This is a genomic window from Streptomyces echinoruber (assembly GCF_014651135.1).
In the GTDB taxonomy this organism is placed as follows: Bacteria; Actinomycetota; Actinomycetes; order Streptomycetales; family Streptomycetaceae; genus Streptomyces; species Streptomyces echinoruber.
The window spans coordinates 118820-133949 of the sequence record NZ_BMWH01000020.1 but is presented as its reverse complement, the minus strand read 5'-3'; the positions used below and the strand labels follow the sequence as shown (position 1 = coordinate 133949).

Sequence of the window (15130 nt, the reverse complement as noted above, 5' to 3'; positions counted from 1 at the left end):
GGGCGGCGGTGAGCCGGGCGAGGCCGCCCGCGGCCACGGCCGCCCGGGTGCGGCCGGGCACCACGGCGCGGCGGTGCACCACCGCGTAGCCCTCGGCGGCGATCCGGTCGAGGATGCCCCGGTAGAGGACATGGGCGGTGCGGATGCAGGGGCGGGCGAGCGGGTCCAGCATGGCCAGTCCGGGGGCCGCCTCGCGGTAGACGGCGCGGGTGAGGTCCTCGGCGGCGCGCAGCGCGGCGGTGATGCGCGCGTCGCGGCGCCCGGTGCGGCGGCTCCACTGCAGCAGCGCCCGGTCCACGCCGTGGGCGGCGAGCAGGTCGGCCGGGAGGTAGACGCGCCCGCGGTCCAGGTCCTCGCCGACGTCGCGCAGGAAGTTGGTGAGCTGGAAGGCGACGCCGAGGGCGGCCGCGTGCGGTGCCGCCTCCTCGCGGGAGGTGACGGTGCCCAGGACCGGCAGCATCTGCAGGCCGATGACGGCGGCCGAGCCGTGCATGTAGGCGCGCAGCTCGCCGTAGGTGGCGTACCCGGTGACGGTGAGGTCGCTGCGCATCGACGCCATGAAGTCGGTGAAGTACGCCGGGTCGATGCCGTAGCGGCCGGCGGTGTCGGCCACGGCCCGCACCACGGGCTCGGCCGCGGGCCGGCCGGCCAGGGCGTCGCGCAGCCGCTTCTCCAGCCGGGCCAGGGCCCGGGCGCGGTCGGCGCCGAGGGAGGGGCCGCGGGAGGGGCCGCCGAGGTGGTCGACGATGTCGTCGGCCCGGCGCGCGAACCCGTACAGCGCGTGCACGGCGGGCCGGCGGTCCGGGGGCAGCAGGCGGGTGGCGAGGAAGTAGGTGCGCCCGTGCCGGGCGTTGAGCCGGCGGCACTCGGTGTAGGCGGCGCGCAGCGCGGGATCGGTGATGCCGGCGGCGTCGAGTTCACGGCGGGTCATCGCGGGTGGCCTTCCACGGCGGCGGGGGGCGGGGTCGGGCGGGACCGGCCGCGCGAGGGCGCCCCGGTGATGCGGGCGGCGGCCAGCTTCCCGGAGATCAGGACGGTGGGCACCCCGACGCCCGGGGTGGTGCCGCAGCCGGCCAGGACGACGTTCTCGGTACCGCGCACGAGGTTGCGCGGCCGGAACGGGCCGGTCTGCAGCAGGGTGTGCGCCACCGAGAACGGGGTGCCCGCGGCGTGCCCCTGCGCCGCCCAGTCGGCCGGGGTGACCAGGCACTCCTCCTCGATTGCGGCGGCCAGGCCGCTCATCCCGCGGTGCTCCAGGACGGTGAGGAGGCGGTCGCGGTAGCGGGGCGCGAGGTCGGCCCAGGCCGTGGCGGAGGGCCCGATGTCGGTGTTGGGGCAGGGAGCCAGGACGTAGTGCAGGTGCCGGCCCGCGGGGGCGAGGGACGCATCGCCGGCCGTGGGCCGGGTGATCAGCAGGGAGGGGTCCGTCATCAGGGTGCCGCTCCGGGTGAGTTCGTCGAACGTGCGCCGCCAGGCGGCGCCGAAGGACAGCGTGTGGTGGGCCAGATGGGGCCAGGTGCGGTCGGTGCCGGCGTGCAGGACGACGGCCGACGGGGAGTGGCGCAGCCGCACCGGCCGGCGCGGGCCGCGGCCGAGCAGCCGGTGCGCGACGGGCAGGTCGGGGGTGAGGACGACCGCGTCGCAGGGGATGCGCTCGCCCTGGGCGGTGTGCACGGCCGTGACCCGGGCGCCGGAGCGTTCCAGGCGGGTGACGTCCCGGCCGAGGCGCACATCGGCGCCGGCCGCGGCGGCGGCCCGCGCCATCGCGCGGGGCAGGGCGTGCATGCCGCCGCGCGGGAAGTACACGCCGGCCACCGTGTCCATGTAGGCGATGACGGCGTAGGCGGCCAGCGCCCGCTGCGGGGGGACGCCGGCGTACAGGGCCTGGAAGGAGAACACCCGCCGCAGCCGGTCGTCCGTCAGGAAGCGCCCGATGCGCGCGTCGAGCCGCCCGAAGCCGCCCAGCGCGGCGAGCCGGGCCAGGTCGGGGGTGAGCAGGTGCAGCGGGGAGTCGATGTTGGCGTCGATGAACCGGCGCATCTGCACCGCGTACAGCCGGGTCAGCCACTCCCGCAGCCGCCGGTAGCCGGCCGCCTCGCGCGCGCCGGCCAGCCGTTCGACCTCGGCCGCCATCGCGTCGGCGTCGGTGTGCACGTCGAGGGTGCTGCCGTCGGCGAAGCAGGCGCGGTAGGCGGGGTGCAGCGGCAGCAGCTCGACGCGGTCGGCGAGCCGCTCGCCGACCGCCGCGAACGCCTCCTCGGCCAGGTGCGGCATGGTCAGCACGGTGGGCCCGGTGTCGATGCGGTACCCGGCCCGCTCCAGGCGTCCGGCCCGGCCGCCGGGCAGCGGGTCGCGCTCCACGACCGTCACCCGTCGCCCGGCGCCCAGCAGGTGCAGCGCGGCCGAGAGTCCCGCGAGCCCGGCGCCGACCACCACGACGTGGCCGGTGGGCCCGGTCACCGTCCTCACCGCGCCCGCCTCCCCGTCTCCAGCGCCACGACGCCGGGGGCGCCGCCGTGCGTCTCGTGCTCCTCGGCACCGGGGGCGCCGCCGTGTCCTTCGGGCTTCCCGGCGGCGGGTGCGCCTCCGGCCGCCTCGCACAGCAGCTCGCGCAGCCGGTGCGCGCCGGGCGGGCGCAGGGCGGGCGCGGCCGCCAGCCGGCGCAGGCTGCGCGCGGCCAGCCGTCCGACGGTCCGCTCCACGGCCCGGCGGGCCCCGGTGCCCTCCAGCACCCGCCGCACGTCGGCCAGTTGGGCGTCCGTCAGGCGGCCGGCGCCCACGTGCCGGTCCAGCACCTTCAGGGCCACACGGTCGCCGCTCGCCGTGGCCCGGGCCCGGGCCACGGCGAGCAGGTAGGTGGGTTTGCCCTGCCGGATGTCGTCGCCGGAGGGCTTGCCGGTGCCGTACGGCGCGCCGAAGGCGCCGAGCAGGTCGTCGCGCAGCTGGAAGGCGAGGCCCGCGCAGCGTCCCGCCGCGCGCAGGGCCGCGGTGGTGTGCGGGTCGGCCTGCGCCAGCGCGGCGCCCAGCGCGAGCGGCCGTTCGACGGAGTACAGGGCGCTCTTGAGGCGGGCGATGCGCAGGGCGCGGGCCGGGGTGGCGCCGCGGATCGTCTGCCCGTGCAGGTCCAGGTACTGTCCCGCCACCATCTCGGTGCGCATCTCCCGCCACCCGGCCAGCACGCCCGTGGCGGCGGGGTCCGCGGCGACGGCGGCGGTGACCGTGTCGTCCGCCCAGGCCAGGGCCAGGTCGCCGGCCAGGACGGCCGCGGCGTCGGCGAAGGCGGGGCCGGCACCGCCGTACTGCAGGGCGAGGTCGGTGTGCAGCGCGGGGCGGCCCCGGCGCAGGACGGAGCCGTCCATCACGTCGTCCTGCACGAGGGCGCAGGTCTGCAGCAGTTCGAGGGCGGCCGCGAGGTGCAGGGCGGTGCGGGTGCGCGGCGGTTCACCGCCGCCGCCGCAGGCGCGGAACGCCCACCACAGCAGCCGCGGCCTGCCGCGCCGGCCCCCGTGCAGCGTGAACTCGGCCAGCCGTGCCGCCAGGTCGCCGCCGAAGACGGGGTCGAGGACGGCGGCGCGCGCGACGCGGTCGTCGAGGATCCGCCGCAGGGTGCGGACCACGGCGGCGGGCACGTCGGCGTCGACGGCCGCCGGGTTCCGGGCGAGCGGGCAGGGCGCCGCGGCGGGGCCCGGCGGGCGCGGGTCGGGCGGCCACGCGCCGGGCGGGGCGCTCTCGGCGGCCGGGCTGGGGCGCATCCGTGTCCTCTCGTCGGTCGGGCGGCGGCGCCGCTGCCGCGCGGCGGCTGTGGGTGGTCCTTCGGGCTGTGGGGACGGTTCGGATGCGCCGTGCGGGGGACGCGGCCGGAGCAGTGCGCCGCCCATCCCCGGGGACGGCCCACGGGACCACGCTTCCCCCCGGCGTGCGCGCCGCCCCGGTGCTTCGCCCGGTGGGGGCGCGTCCGTCACCCGGACGGCGGGCGGCCACGGCGGTGCCGCGGCCGCCCGCCCGGGCCCGGCCGCGTGCCGCGCATCCGCGAGCACCGCCGGCGCGGAATACTGCCGGCGCAGTCGGCGGGAGCCGGCGGGAATCGACAGGAGTCGGCAGGAGAAGAAGGCGGGAGAGGAAAGGGCCGTGCTGGAGACGGACATCGCCATCGTCGGTGCGGGCGCCGCGGGCCTGTCGCTGGCGCACCGGCTCGCGGCCGGCCCGGCTGCCGGGGTGTCCGTCGCCCTGCTCGCCCCGCCGCCCGGGCCGCTGCGCGCGCCGCGCCGCACGTGGTGCTTCTGGGAGCCGGTGCCCGGCCGCTACGACCGCGCGGTGGCCGCCTCCTGGGAGTGGCTGCGGGTGCGCGACCGCCACGGGGCGGCCGTACGGCGGCACATCGCGCCGCTGCGGTACAAGATGATCCGCTCCGGCGACTTCGAGCATCTGGTCGGCGAGGAGCTGGGGGCGTGCCCGGCGGTGCGGCGCGTGGAGGCCGCCGTCGACACGGTGACCGTGCTGCCCGACCGCACCGCGCTGCTGCTGGCCACCGACGGCTCCGGCGCGCGGCTGCCGGTACGCGCCCGCTGGGTGTTCGACTCCCGGCCGCCCACCGCCCTCCCGGCCGCCCGCACCCATCTGCTGCAGCACTTCCGGGGCTGGTTCGTGCACGCGCAGCACCCCGTGTTCGACCCGGAGACGGTCGAGCTGATGGACTTCCGCACGCCCCAGCCCGCCCGGGGCCTGTCCTTCGGGTACGTCCTGCCCACCGGCCCGCGCACGGCCCTGGTGGAGTACACCGAGTTCGGGCCCGCCCCGCTCACCCGGGAGGCGTACGACGCCGCGCTGCACCACTACACGCGGCACGTCCTGGGCACAGGCGAGGTACGGGTGCTGGCGACGGAGACCGGGGTGATCCCCATGACCGACGCCCCGCCCGTGCGGCAGGCGGCCGGGCCCGTCTTCCGGATCGGCACCGCGGGCGGCGCCACCCGCGCCTCGACCGGCTACACCTTCGCCGCGATCCAGCGCCAGACGGACGCCGTCGCCGACGCCGTCCGCGCGGGCCGACGCCCACTGCCCCCCGCGCCGCACCCGGCCCGGGCCCGGATGATGGACGCCGTCCTGCTGCGCGCCCTGGCCACGGGCCGGGTCGACGGCGCGGACCTCTTCTTCCACCTGTTCCGGCGCGTACCGGCGCGGCGTCTGCTGCGCTTCCTCGACGGACGCACCCGGCTGGCGGAGGACCTCGCGGTCGGCGTGCGCACCCCCGTCCTGCCGATGCTGCGCACCGCGGCCGAACTGCCGTGGCTGCCCCGCCGCCCCGCCCCCGTCCCCCCACCCGGAGTCCGCCGATGACCGTGCTGCGCGACGCGGAGCTGACGGCCGCCTTCGACCGCGGCGCCCCCACCTACGACCGGCTGGCCGCCCTCGCCCCGGGCCACCACGCCCAACTGCGCCGCTCCGCCCGCCGGCTCGGCCTCCCGCGCGGCGGCGCCGGCTGCCGGGTGCTGGACCTGGGCTGCGGCACGGGCGCGTCGACGGCGGCCCTCGCGCGCGCCCATCCCGGGGCGGCGATCGTCGGTGTCGACGCATCGGCGGGCATGCTGCGGCGCGCCCGGGCCAAACCGTGGCCGGCGCGCGTGTCCTTCGTCCACGCCCCAGCCGAAAGGGTGCGTGAGGCAGGGGTGGCCGGGCCGTTCGACGCGGTGTTCGCCGCGTACCTCTTCCGCAACCTGTCCGACCCGGACGCGGTGCTGCGCACGGTGCGCGCCCTGCTCGCGCCGGGCGGCCGGCTCGCCGTGCACGAGTTCGCGCTCGGCGGCCGGCGCCTGGACCGCGCCGTGTGGTCCGCGGTGTGCCGGGGCGTGGTCCTGCCGCTCGGCGCGGTGAGCGGGAACCGGCACCTGTACGACCATCTGTGGCGCAGCGTCGTGGAGTTCGACACCGCGCCCGCCTTCGCCGCCCGCCTCGCGCGGGCCGGGTTCGGCCAGGTGCGGGTGCTGCCGCTGCCGGGCTGGCAGACGGGCATCGCCCACACCTTCCTCGCCCGCCGCCCGGGCGGGCGGCCGGGGAGCGGGTGGTGAGGCGGCGCCGTCCGGCGGCGGTGCCGCCGGGACGCGACCGCCGGGCCCGCCCGGTCCGCCCGGCCCCGGGCGCGCCGCGTGTCACCGGCCGGCCGCCGTCCGTCGCGGTGCTCGGCGGCGGGATCGCCGGGCTGGCCGCGGCGACGGTCCTCGCCGAGCGGGGCGTGCGCGTGACGCTGTACGAGCGTGAGGGCGTCCTCGGCGGACGGGTCGCCGGGTGGCCGGTCACCCTGGCCGACGGCACGCGCGCCACGATGAGCCGCGGCTTCCACGCCTTCTTCCGCCAGTACTACAACCTGCGGGCGCTGCTGCGCCGGGCGGACCCCGCCCTGGGCATGCTGACCGGGCTGCCCGACTATCCGCTGCTGCACAGCAGCGGCCTGCGCGACAGCTTCCGCCGGGTGCCGCGCACACCCCCGTGGAACGCGCTCGGCTTCGCCGTCCTCAGCCCCAGCTTCGGCCTGCGCGACCTGCTCGGGCTGCGTCCCGCGGCCGCCCTGCCCCTGCTCGACGTGGACACCCGGCGCGTCCACGAGCGGCTCGACGGGATCAGCGCCCACGACTTCCTCGACGCCGTCCGCTTCCCCGCCGCCGCCCGGCACCTGGCGTTCGAGGTGTTCTCCCGCAGCTTCTTCGCCGACCCGCGCCGGCTGTCGGCCGCCGAGATGGCGCTGATGTTCCACATCTACTTCCTCGGCTCGGCCGAGGGGCTGCTGTTCGACGTGCCCGGCGAGCCCTTCCCGCACGCCCTGTGGGACCCGCTGGCCGCGCACCTGACCGCGCACGGCGCCGCCCTGCGCACCGCCACCCCCGTCGAGGCCGTCCACCCCGGCCCGTCGGGCGGCCACCGCGTCGTGCACGCCTCGGGAGCGCACCACCACGACGCCGTCGTCCTGGCCCTGGACGTCACCGGGCTGCGGGCGGTGGTGCGGCGCTCCCCCGGCCTCGGGGACGCCGGCTGGCGCGCGCGGGTGGCGGCGCTGCGCACGGCGCCGCCGTTCCTGGTCTCCCGCCTGTGGCTGGACCGCCCCCTCGCCCCGGACCGCCCCGGCTTCCTCGGCACCAGCGGCTACGGGCCGCTCGACAACGTCAGCGTGCTCTCCCACTGGGAGGGGGAGGCGGCGCGCTGGGCGGCGCGCACGGGCGGCTCGGTCGTCGAGCTCCACGCCTACGCCCTGCCGGCGTCCGCCGCGCGGGAGGCCGAGGAGCGGCGCCTGGTGGAGCAGTTGCACCGGGTGTACCCGGAGACGGGACAGGCCCGCGTCGTCGCGGCCCGGCACGAGTGGCGCGCGGACTGCCCGCTGTTCCCCGTGGGCGGGTACGCCCACCGCCCGACCGTGCGGACCCCCGATCCGACCGTGGTCCTGGCCGGCGACCTGGTCCGCACCGACCTGCCCGTGGCCCTCATGGAACGCGCCGCCACCTCCGGTTTCCTCGCGGCCAACGCCCTGCTGCGGCGCTGGGGCGTGCGCGGCGAGCCGCTGTGGACCGTCCCGGACGGCGGCCGGTCGGCACTGCTGCGGGCACTCGCCCGCGCCGGGGAGCGGACCCGGGGTTCCCGCACTTAGCCATGTCGGCATAGTCATATGTGTCTACATGGATATGCGGAACAGGCATGCGGACGTGTCCAGGGCGGCGGCATTCCCGGTGCCGGCGCGCCCGCCGGGGCCCCAACCACGCGGCCACCCGGCTCGCGGCGCCCGGCCGTCAGCCCTCCTCACCCGGCGCCCGGTCCTCTCGCCGCGCGCCCGGCGCACGTCGGCGGCGCGGCCGTACCGCCCGCGCACCCCTCTGCCCACGCCACCATCCCGCCCGCACGTCCGCCCGTGCCGACACCTTGCCGCCCGTCGGCCGACTCTCTACGCTGCAATTTGTGCCGCTACTGAACAAACCCCGTTCGCACACCGTCGTGCCGGGAAGTCCCCTCGCCCGCCTCCGCATCGCCCTGACCGCCTTCTTCGCCCTGGACGGCTTCGTCTTCGCCGGCTGGGTCGTGCGCATCCCCGCCATCAAGGAGCGGACCGGTGCCTCCGCCGGCGCCCTCGGGCTGGCCCTCCTCGGCGTCTCCGCCGGCGCCGTGGTCACGATGCTGCTCACCGGACGGCTGTGCCGCCGCTTCGGCAACCACCCCGTGACCGTGGTCTGCGGCGTCCTGCTCTCCCTGAGCGTCGCCCTGCCCCCGCTGACCCGCTCCGCCGCCGCCCTGGGCGCGGTGCTGCTCGTCTTCGGCGCCGCCTACGGCGGCATCAACGTGCAGTTTGCACTAATAGCATGAGCAGCGCGCCGGGCGCGGCGGAGAAGCGGCCGAACCCCCGCCCCGGCAGCGGATCCCGCCCGTTGGACGCGCACAACACACCCGGAGAAACAGACCGCTCACCCCGCTTCACGGTCGGCAGATCCCTCTCCACGGGCTACAGCAAAGCCCCGCCACGCCGGGAGCTTCCGGTTCTCCCAGCGGGCGGGGCGGGTGGTACGGCGCTCATTTTGCGACCGGAATGCCTCGTTCAGCACCGGGTGCCCCGCCTGTGCCTGTGCGATTCGAACACACCCCGTGTGAACCGGCCAAAGCCCGTCCCGCCGGCGGTCTTCCGGATCCGCTCGGCGGGACGGGCGCTCGAGGACAGCCCACGGAATCTGACTATCCATCAGAAAATGCCTCTGGGCTGGTGCTGACATATGACCATGATCGATCCAGTTTTGTCGAGTGCCTCGCGACGCCCCGGACTGGATCATCGAACGACGTCGCGAGCTGGGCGACCGCATCGCCGACCTGCGGGTCGCCGCGCACTACACCCAGGAGTCCTTCTGCGAGGCCACCGGCATCAGCCGCAGCCACCTCCAGCGCATCGAGTCCGGCGAGACAGATCCCCGCTACGGAGACCTCCTGCGGATCGCCGCCGCGCTCGACACCCGGGTCTCCGTCCTCGTCGACTGACAGGGCAAGGCCCCGCCCATCCGCCACGGGGGAAGCAGACGAGCGGGGCCGCTCAGGGGTGCTCAGACAGCGGGCCGACCGCTGCCGGGGCACCTCTCGCGACTGCCGGGCCGCTGATGCGGCGCGCAGGGCTCACCGCGGTTGGCGCTGCCGTACGTGCCGCAGACCGGGCACGAGGCGCTGCACCGGCCGGGGTCGAACCGGTCGCCGGGGTGGCTGTGCGTGCATCCCATATCGAGCTCCTCACACGGTGTGGTGGTGCTGACTGGTGGTGCTGTGCAACTCCCCCGCGCGGCCGGGCCTCGGTCGGCTGGGGAGGGTCAGAGCTTCCGCACGTACGCCTTCGCGCCGCTGTGGAAGTGGACGGTGATCCCCTGGCGGGTGTCGCCTTCACGCACCGACCACCGGTCGATGCGCGCGATCTCCGGGGACTCGGCCCGGCCGATCGCGGCGGCGAGCCATCCCTCGGGGCTGTCGCCGGGCACCGCATCCGTCCAGGCCGCCGGCGCGCCTTGGACGGGCTGTTCTTCGTGCTCGTGGCGCTCACCCTCGGCGAGCTGCCCCACGATCTGCCACCGCGACTCCCCGTCCGACGTGGACACGGCCACACCGAACGGGTGCTTCGAGTCGCCGGCCTCCGCGAGGCTTCGCACCTGAACGGTGCCGGGGGTGTTCTTCACGGTGTCGATCAGGAAGTCCTGGAACCTCTGTGGACGCATACGTGCCGTTCCTCTCATGGCGGGCCGCGCCAGTCTAGGAGCGCCGCGTGTGCGACATGCCGCCGGCCTTCGGCCTCGCCCTTGACAGGGGCGGAGCCTGGGCAGGAGATCTGGAACCCGCCCCGCCGGCGTCTTGCGGAACACCAGCGGGGCGGGCGGCCCCGCCCACGCCGGGCCTCCGGGAACACCGGCGAGGCGGGGGGCTGGATGCGGCCCTGACCCGAAGCGGCCGCCATGGGGGTGCGTCAGTGCGGTGTCCTCGCGAGCACCAGGGCGAGGACCGGGCCGGTCACGGCCACCACGTACGCGGCCAAGCCGAGGACCGCTCTCACGGCTGCCCGCCGCCCAGGGTCGTGTAGTGGTCGCACAGGGCGTTGACGCAGCGGGCGAGCTTCTGCGCCACGGCCACGCGGACCTCCGGCGTGCAACCGTTCCCGAGCCGCAGCTTGCTGCGCGCGTCACCGATGCAGGCCAGGGCGCAGTGCCGCTGGGCGTTGTCCGTCGGGGTCCGCTCGGCGGCCTGCTGGACCTCGGGGATGAGCAGCTGCAGGTGCCCGCGCAGCGTCAGGGCGAGCGTGTCCAGGTCGTCCGCGGAGAGCGCCTCGGTGAAGGCGCGGCGCGCGGTGGCGCGCATCGTGTCGATGTCCGGCGGGCGGGAATCCCTCGCTGTTCCGGCCGGGGGTGAGGCGGTAACGTTCGTCATGTCGACGCTCCCTCGTAGCGTTGGCCGTGCCCGGGGCCGTGTCAGCGGTCGCCGGGCTTCGACATCTCTGGCCGGGCACAGCGCAAGTGCTTTCTGTGCGCGCTGGGACGGCGTAATAAAGAGACTGGACCGGTGGACCGGTCCAGTCAAGTCGCAGGGAACAGCTCTACCTCATCGAGTACGTCTCGGTCTCCTCGAACACGTGCGACGGCGTCACCCCTTCCTCGCACACCAGCGGACGATGTTCCTGGTCATAGGCGATGTGCAGCACAACCGCCACGGCGGCTGGCGGTCGCAGTTCCAGCAGCTGCGCTTCCTCGTCAGTGGCCAAGCGGACTTTGGTGACGTCGACGCCTTCGCAGGGCGCGCGACCGGTTTCCCGTCGCACGTAGTGTGTCGTGCCCTCCGCGATCGGGCCCGGAAGCGACAGGCGGGGCGCCGCGTCGGCGATGTCGAGCGGGAACCACGCGGTCACCAGCGTTCCCGGTGCGCCGTCGTCGAGGAGCACCAGCCGCACGCGCCGCAGCGCCGTCACCCCCGGCTTCAGACCGAGCGCTTCCGCGAATGGGCGGGAGGCACGGGGCGGTCCGGTGTGCCGAGTCGGCGGAACGGTCCGCCGCCGGCGACTCGGCTGGTCCCGGCGCGACGGCCGCCTGCGGGGCGGGCGATCGGTGTCTCGACAACGGTGAACCCTGCCCCCTGCCGTGCGACCACAAGGCCGTCGTTGCGCAACACGTCGTAGGCCTTGATCACGGTGGCCCGCGACACGTCCCACTGTTCGGCCAGGTCACGCCCAGAGGGCAGCAGATCACCAGGGCCGAACTCGCCGTTGGTGATGCGGGTGCGCAGGTCTTCGGCGATCTGCTCATACTTCAGCAGCGGCATGGCACGTACTTCCGATCACTGGACTGGTCCACCGGTCGGCCACCAGAATGCCGTGTATGACGAGCCCTGAGGTAGCACCGGAGATCGTGAGGTTCTACACCGAGACCATCGACGAAGCGGACCGGCTGACCACCACAGCCGATGGCCGCTTGGAGATGGTACGCACGCAGGAACTCCTGCACCGCTACCTCCCCCCGCCGCCGGCCCGGATCCTCGACGTCGGCGGCGGCCCGGGCGCCCACGCCCAGTGGCTGATCGCGGACGGCTACACCGTGCACCTCGTCGACCCGATCCCCCGCCACATCGAGCGGGCGAAACGGACCGGCGCCACTGTCGAACTCGGCGACGCCCGCCAGCTCACCGCAGCTGACGCCTCCTACGACGTCGTTCTCCTGCTCGGGCCGCTGTACCACCTGCTTGAGCGGGCCGATCGCGACCAGGCCCTCGCCGAGGCCTTCCGCGTACTGCGGCCGGGCGGTTTGCTGGCGGCAGCCGGCATCAACCGGTACTCCAGCATGTTCGAGCACGCTGCCTTCGCGCACCTTCACAAGGAGCCCATGCAGCGGAGCATCGGCGGCATCCTCGCTTCCCAGATCCACGATGGGAAGAAAGGGTTCACCGCGGCCTACTTCCACAGCGGTGAGCAGCTGCGCGACGAAGTCGCCGCCGCGGGGTTCGACGACGCACAGGTGTACGGCATCGAGGGCCCCGCCTGGTCCATGCTCGCGGCGGCCGAGCGGAACACCGGCGGCGACTTCCGGGAGACCCCGCTGTTCGAGTCGGCGCTGACTGCTGCCCGCATGGCCGAGCCGTACCCCGAGCTTCTGGCCGCCAGCTCGCACCTGCTGAGCATCGGCCACCGTCCAGGCTGAGCCCCCTTCATCGCGCAAGCCGGATGCTGCGCGGCTGCCATCGCTCGCGGACGATGACGCCCGGACCGGGAGGCCGCTGCGCTCATCCTGGGCTGCTCCCCAACCAGGTCGGCTACTGCCCACGCTGCCAGGGACTCACCCAGCGCTACGGGCTCGGCGCCAAAGTCCTGTGCGCAGTCTGCCGTGCGGCCGAGACCTCGATAGGCGACGGGACTGGCCCGCAGGCATGACGAAACGCCCCCGCCGCGCGAAGGCGGCGGGGGCTCGGTGTTCAGAGGTACTGGCGGCGGTGCGGGTCGAGGGCGAGAGCCTGCGGCGTGGGCGTGTTGCTGTCGCTGGGCTGGGGCGCGCTGTCCTTCCGGCAGACGAGGGCGTCGGGGTCGTCCGGGGGCGGCTGGAGACTGTAGCCGTCGGGGCATGAGGGTCCGGCCGGGCCACGCTCACCTTGGGGGCCTTGCTCGCCCTGGGGGCCGGCCGGCCCCTGCGGCCCGGGTGGTCCGGGTGGTCCGGGTGGTCCGCTGGGGCCGGCAGCGCCCGGGACCCCCGTCACGGACACGCCGGGTGCCCCGGGCGAGCCGTCTTTGCCGTTCCGCCCGTCTTTGCCGTCCTGCCCGTCTTTGCCGTTCTGTCCTGGCGAGCCTGACGGTCCTGGTGGCCCGGGTGGCCCGCTGGGGCCGACGATGCTCTTGCCGGGCTCGCCCCGGCTGCCGGGTGGCCCGGCGACCGGTGACGCGCCGAGCCGCTCGACCTGCGCGGCCAGAGCGTCGCGCGCCTTGTTCGCGGTCTCCAGGTCCTGGTGCAGGCTGACGAACTGGAGGGCCAGCAGGGCCATCCCGCCGGCGAGGATGATGACCATGCCGGCGATGACGGCCTCGGCCCGCGGGAGCGGCAGCTGCCGCGGCGGCTTCGCGGAGTGCTTCGAGTCGCTCACTTGGCCACCACCGCCCAGATGGCGATGACGCTGGAAATGATGCACAGCGCCACCGGCACGATCAGCTGGTACAGGCGGGCCTGCCGCTCCGCTTCCCGCCGCCGGGCCTCATCCCGCTGGTATGCCTCGAAGTCGTCCTCCAGCTTGGCGTTGTTGTCCACACACCGCTGGATCTCCGCCTGCAGCTGGGCGAGGCGCTGCTCCACGTAGGTGGTCTGGATCGTGTAGACGTCCAGCGACACCACCTTGTCCAAGCGGCTGTTCAGCTCGGCAAACCGGCTGTCCATCGTCGCCCGGAGCTGACCGATGAGCCGCCCCAGCTCCCCGTTCGACGGCTCATCGGCCACGGGAGCCTCCGGTCAGAGAACCCGCGGGGGCTCGGAGGCGGGCTCCGGCCGCGCCGGAGGCCGGTTCGGGACCGCCCAGGTGAAGCCGAGCCCGCCGAGCACGGCCAGGACGATGGCGGCGGCCTCGCCCGCGGTGACCGTGCCGTCCTGCACGGCGGTCCCTGCGGTGCCGGCGCCGGCCACGACGGCGGCGACGATCGCCTTCCAGTAGCGGGACACCTTCATCGCTCAGCCCTCCTTCCAGACGAGCGCGGTGAGGACCGCGCTGGTGACGGTGACCGGCTCACTGGCCTGGTTGAGGAGCCGGATGCGCATGCCGCGGCCGGCGGTGAGCCGCTTGGTCAGCGGCACGACGGCGAAGCTCCCGCCGTCGGTGCCGTGGATCTCGTGGATCGGGTGGTCCAGGGCGAGCTGGTCGCCGTCGTACTCGGACATGCGGGCCTGCACCACCGCGCCCACGGGCAGGCCGTCGACGGCGAGACTGACTGTGCCGGTGAAGCGGGCCGGGCCGCGGGCGAACACGCTGCCGCCGGTGGCGTGGTCGCCGGTCTCATCCGTCCACTCGGCGGTGAACTCGATCGAGTCCCAGACGCCGGGCTGGAGGGTGTAGGGCTCGGCGATGCCGAGGTTGACGTACTGGGGCATGGGGTCGTCTCCTTCCCACCGGCCCGCCGGGAGCGCCAGGCAGGCGGCGAGGTCGCGGCGGAAGTCCTTCATGTCGAAGCCGCGCGGATCGGGCTTCCAGTCCGACCACTCCAAGTGGCCGATCGCGCTCTTGCTGCTCCAGCCGTGCGCGCGGCAGAGCGCCGCGGTCGCCCTGACGATGGCGATGTACTGGACGCGAGGCCACGGGTCGGTGCCGTTGCCCGCGTTCTCGCACTCCCACCCGTAGAAGCGGGCGTTGCCGTCGACGGCCCCGGCCGAGCCCTCGTGCTCGTGTGTCGGGGGCGGGTAGTCGCCGTACGACTCGTCGATGACGGCCTGGAGTACGTCGCCGTCACCACCACCGGCGTGGTTGGCGCGCCCGTTCGCGGTGAGGTGGACGACACCGTCCTTGGTGATGCAGCCGGTGGCGAGCGGGCCGGGCAGGCTGCTGGAGCCGTCGTAGATGACGCTGACGACGTCCGTGCCGGGGCCGGTGGCGGTGTGGTGGATCACCACACCGTGCACGGGGCCCCAGGCGCCCTTGGCGTTGCGGTTGTGGTGCCGCCAGTCGCGCACCTCATCGACGATGCAGCCCTCGGCACGCAGGGCGGCGACCAGCTGGTCGGCGGTCAGCGGGGTAGCCATCACGCACGCTCCGGCCAGGCCCAGGTGCCGGACTCGGTGCCCTCGGCACGGGAGGTGGCCCAGTAGGTATCGATACCGTCAAGCAGGACCTGGAGGTTGCAAGTGACGGTGCTTTCGTTCCACACGCGGACGATGACGGCCGGGAACAGGTCGCCCTCGGAAACGTGGTTACCGACGTGGCCGACGATCCCGGCCTGGTTGTGCTCGCCGCCCATGCGCTGCCAGTCCTCGCGGCGGCGGTTGATGTCGCTGGCGTCATGCTCGGTGAGCCGGTAGTGGACGATGCGGCCGATGGTGGGTTGGGGCATGGTGAGCCTCCGTCATGGGGTCAGAGCAAGGGAGCAGATGTCGTGTCGTACGCATCCGGCTGGTAGGCAGAGACG

At 75.1% G+C, this 15130-nt stretch carries 15 protein-coding genes and 2 pseudogenes; 6 read left to right on the top strand and 11 right to left on the bottom strand.

Translation table 11 applies throughout. The features are described from left to right. The 3 genes from IE225_RS22435 to IE225_RS22425 form a co-directional block, all read right to left on the bottom strand. A partial coding sequence (locus IE225_RS22435; RefSeq protein ID WP_190059403.1) for a phytoene/squalene synthase family protein occupies nt 1-931 on the bottom strand: 931 nt, incomplete at its 3' end. Beyond that, a complete protein-coding gene (locus tag IE225_RS22430; protein WP_190059402.1) occupies nt 928-2469 on the bottom strand; it encodes a phytoene desaturase in 1542 nt (513 codons plus the stop codon). The genes IE225_RS22430 and IE225_RS22435, both read right to left, overlap by 4 nt. Beyond that, nucleotides 2466-3752 (bottom strand): polyprenyl synthetase family protein, encoded by a 1287-nt coding sequence (locus IE225_RS22425; RefSeq protein WP_190059401.1) that lies wholly within the window; start codon nt 3750-3752, stop codon nt 2466-2468. The genes IE225_RS22430 and IE225_RS22425 overlap by 4 nt, the downstream gene beginning before the upstream one ends. A gap of 376 nt (nt 3753-4128) precedes the next feature. Between IE225_RS22425 and IE225_RS22420 the strand changes: the two genes are divergently transcribed. The 5 genes and pseudogenes from IE225_RS22420 (at nt 4129) to IE225_RS22400 (ending at nt 9000) form a co-directional block, all read left to right on the top strand. After that, a complete protein-coding gene (locus IE225_RS22420; protein WP_190059400.1) occupies nt 4129-5337 on the top strand; it encodes a lycopene cyclase family protein in 1209 nt (402 codons plus the stop codon). Next, nucleotides 5334-6065 (top strand): methyltransferase domain-containing protein, encoded by a 732-nt coding sequence (locus IE225_RS22415; protein WP_190059399.1) that lies wholly within the window; start codon nt 5334-5336, stop codon nt 6063-6065. The genes IE225_RS22420 and IE225_RS22415 overlap by 4 nt, the downstream gene beginning before the upstream one ends. Continuing rightward, nucleotides 6062-7633 carry an FAD-dependent oxidoreductase gene (locus IE225_RS22410; RefSeq protein WP_190059398.1) on the top strand — a complete coding sequence of 524 codons (1572 nt, stop codon included), beginning with the start codon at nt 6062-6064 and terminating at the stop codon, nt 7631-7633. The genes IE225_RS22415 and IE225_RS22410 overlap by 4 nt, the downstream gene beginning before the upstream one ends. A gap of 305 nt (nt 7634-7938) precedes the next feature. Continuing rightward, nucleotides 7939-8325, top strand: a pseudogene (locus tag IE225_RS22405) (MFS transporter); the annotation flags it as partial. 444 nt (nt 8326-8769) lie between these two features. Then, nucleotides 8770-9000, top strand: a complete 231-nt coding sequence (locus IE225_RS22400) for a helix-turn-helix domain-containing protein (RefSeq protein WP_190059397.1) — start codon at nt 8770-8772, stop codon at nt 8998-9000. Between the two features lie 320 nt (nt 9001-9320). Here IE225_RS22400 and IE225_RS22395 read toward each other — a convergent pair whose 3' ends face one another. The 3 genes and pseudogenes from IE225_RS22395 to IE225_RS22385 all read right to left on the bottom strand — a co-directional run bounded on the left by IE225_RS22395 (nt 9321) and on the right by IE225_RS22385 (nt 11307). Further along, the gene (locus tag IE225_RS22395; RefSeq protein WP_190059396.1) at nt 9321-9719 is read right to left on the bottom strand and encodes a hypothetical protein; all 399 of its coding nucleotides are present in this window, start codon (nt 9717-9719) and stop codon (nt 9321-9323) included. Nucleotides 9720-10047: 328 nt separating this feature from the next. Then, nucleotides 10048-10422, bottom strand: coding sequence for a DUF6415 family natural product biosynthesis protein (locus IE225_RS22390; RefSeq protein ID WP_190059395.1), 375 nt, complete (start codon nt 10420-10422; stop codon nt 10048-10050). A gap of 166 nt (nt 10423-10588) precedes the next feature. Beyond that, nucleotides 10589-11307: pseudogene (locus IE225_RS22385) on the bottom strand (GntR family transcriptional regulator). Between the two features lie 56 nt (nt 11308-11363). Between IE225_RS22385 and IE225_RS22380 the strand changes: the two are divergent. Further along, on the top strand, nt 11364-12179 hold the full coding sequence (locus tag IE225_RS22380; protein ID WP_190059394.1) for a class I SAM-dependent methyltransferase: 816 nt from the start codon (nt 11364-11366) through the stop codon (nt 12177-12179). A 271-nt stretch (nt 12180-12450) separates the two neighbouring features. Here IE225_RS22380 and IE225_RS22375 read toward each other — a convergent pair whose 3' ends face one another. The 5 genes from IE225_RS22375 to IE225_RS22355 form a co-directional block, all read right to left on the bottom strand. Next, the gene (locus IE225_RS22375) at nt 12451-13110 is read right to left on the bottom strand and encodes a collagen-like domain-containing protein (protein WP_229879889.1); all 660 of its coding nucleotides are present in this window, start codon (nt 13108-13110) and stop codon (nt 12451-12453) included. Further along, nucleotides 13107-13397, bottom strand: a complete 291-nt coding sequence (locus tag IE225_RS22370; RefSeq protein ID WP_190059393.1) for a hypothetical protein — start codon at nt 13395-13397, stop codon at nt 13107-13109. The genes IE225_RS22375 and IE225_RS22370 overlap by 4 nt, the downstream gene beginning before the upstream one ends. A 72-nt stretch (nt 13398-13469) precedes the next feature. Continuing rightward, nucleotides 13470-13682 carry a hypothetical protein gene (locus IE225_RS22365; protein WP_190059392.1) on the bottom strand — a complete coding sequence of 71 codons (213 nt, stop codon included), beginning with the start codon at nt 13680-13682 and terminating at the stop codon, nt 13470-13472. Between the two features lie 3 nt (nt 13683-13685). After that, nucleotides 13686-14747, bottom strand: a complete 1062-nt coding sequence (locus IE225_RS22360) for a peptidoglycan recognition protein family protein (RefSeq protein ID WP_190059391.1) — start codon at nt 14745-14747, stop codon at nt 13686-13688. After that, on the bottom strand, nt 14747-15055 hold the full coding sequence (locus tag IE225_RS22355) for a hypothetical protein (protein ID WP_190059390.1): 309 nt from the start codon (nt 15053-15055) through the stop codon (nt 14747-14749). The genes IE225_RS22360 and IE225_RS22355 overlap by 1 nt, the downstream gene beginning before the upstream one ends. Nucleotides 15056-15130 lie beyond the last annotated feature (75 nt).

Excerpts from the sequence above, each read along its gene's own strand:
- IE225_RS22425 (WP_190059401.1), bottom strand. The coding sequence starts at position 3,752 with ATGCGCCCCAGCCCGGCCGCCGAGAGCGCCCCGCCCGGCGCGTGGCCG.
- IE225_RS22415 (WP_190059399.1), top strand. The coding sequence starts at position 5,334 with ATGACCGTGCTGCGCGACGCGGAGCTGACGGCCGCCTTCGACCGCGGC.
- IE225_RS22395 (WP_190059396.1), bottom strand. The coding sequence starts at position 9,719 with ATGCGTCCACAGAGGTTCCAGGACTTCCTGATCGACACCGTGAAGAAC.
- IE225_RS22390 (WP_190059395.1), bottom strand. The coding sequence starts at position 10,422 with ATGACGAACGTTACCGCCTCACCCCCGGCCGGAACAGCGAGGGATTCC.
- IE225_RS22380 (WP_190059394.1), top strand. The coding sequence starts at position 11,364 with ATGACGAGCCCTGAGGTAGCACCGGAGATCGTGAGGTTCTACACCGAG.
- IE225_RS22370 (WP_190059393.1), bottom strand. The coding sequence starts at position 13,397 with ATGGACAGCCGGTTTGCCGAGCTGAACAGCCGCTTGGACAAGGTGGTG.
- IE225_RS22365 (WP_190059392.1), bottom strand. The coding sequence starts at position 13,682 with ATGAAGGTGTCCCGCTACTGGAAGGCGATCGTCGCCGCCGTCGTGGCC.
- IE225_RS22360 (WP_190059391.1), bottom strand. The coding sequence starts at position 14,747 with ATGGCTACCCCGCTGACCGCCGACCAGCTGGTCGCCGCCCTGCGTGCC.
- IE225_RS22355 (WP_190059390.1), bottom strand. The coding sequence starts at position 15,055 with ATGCCCCAACCCACCATCGGCCGCATCGTCCACTACCGGCTCACCGAG.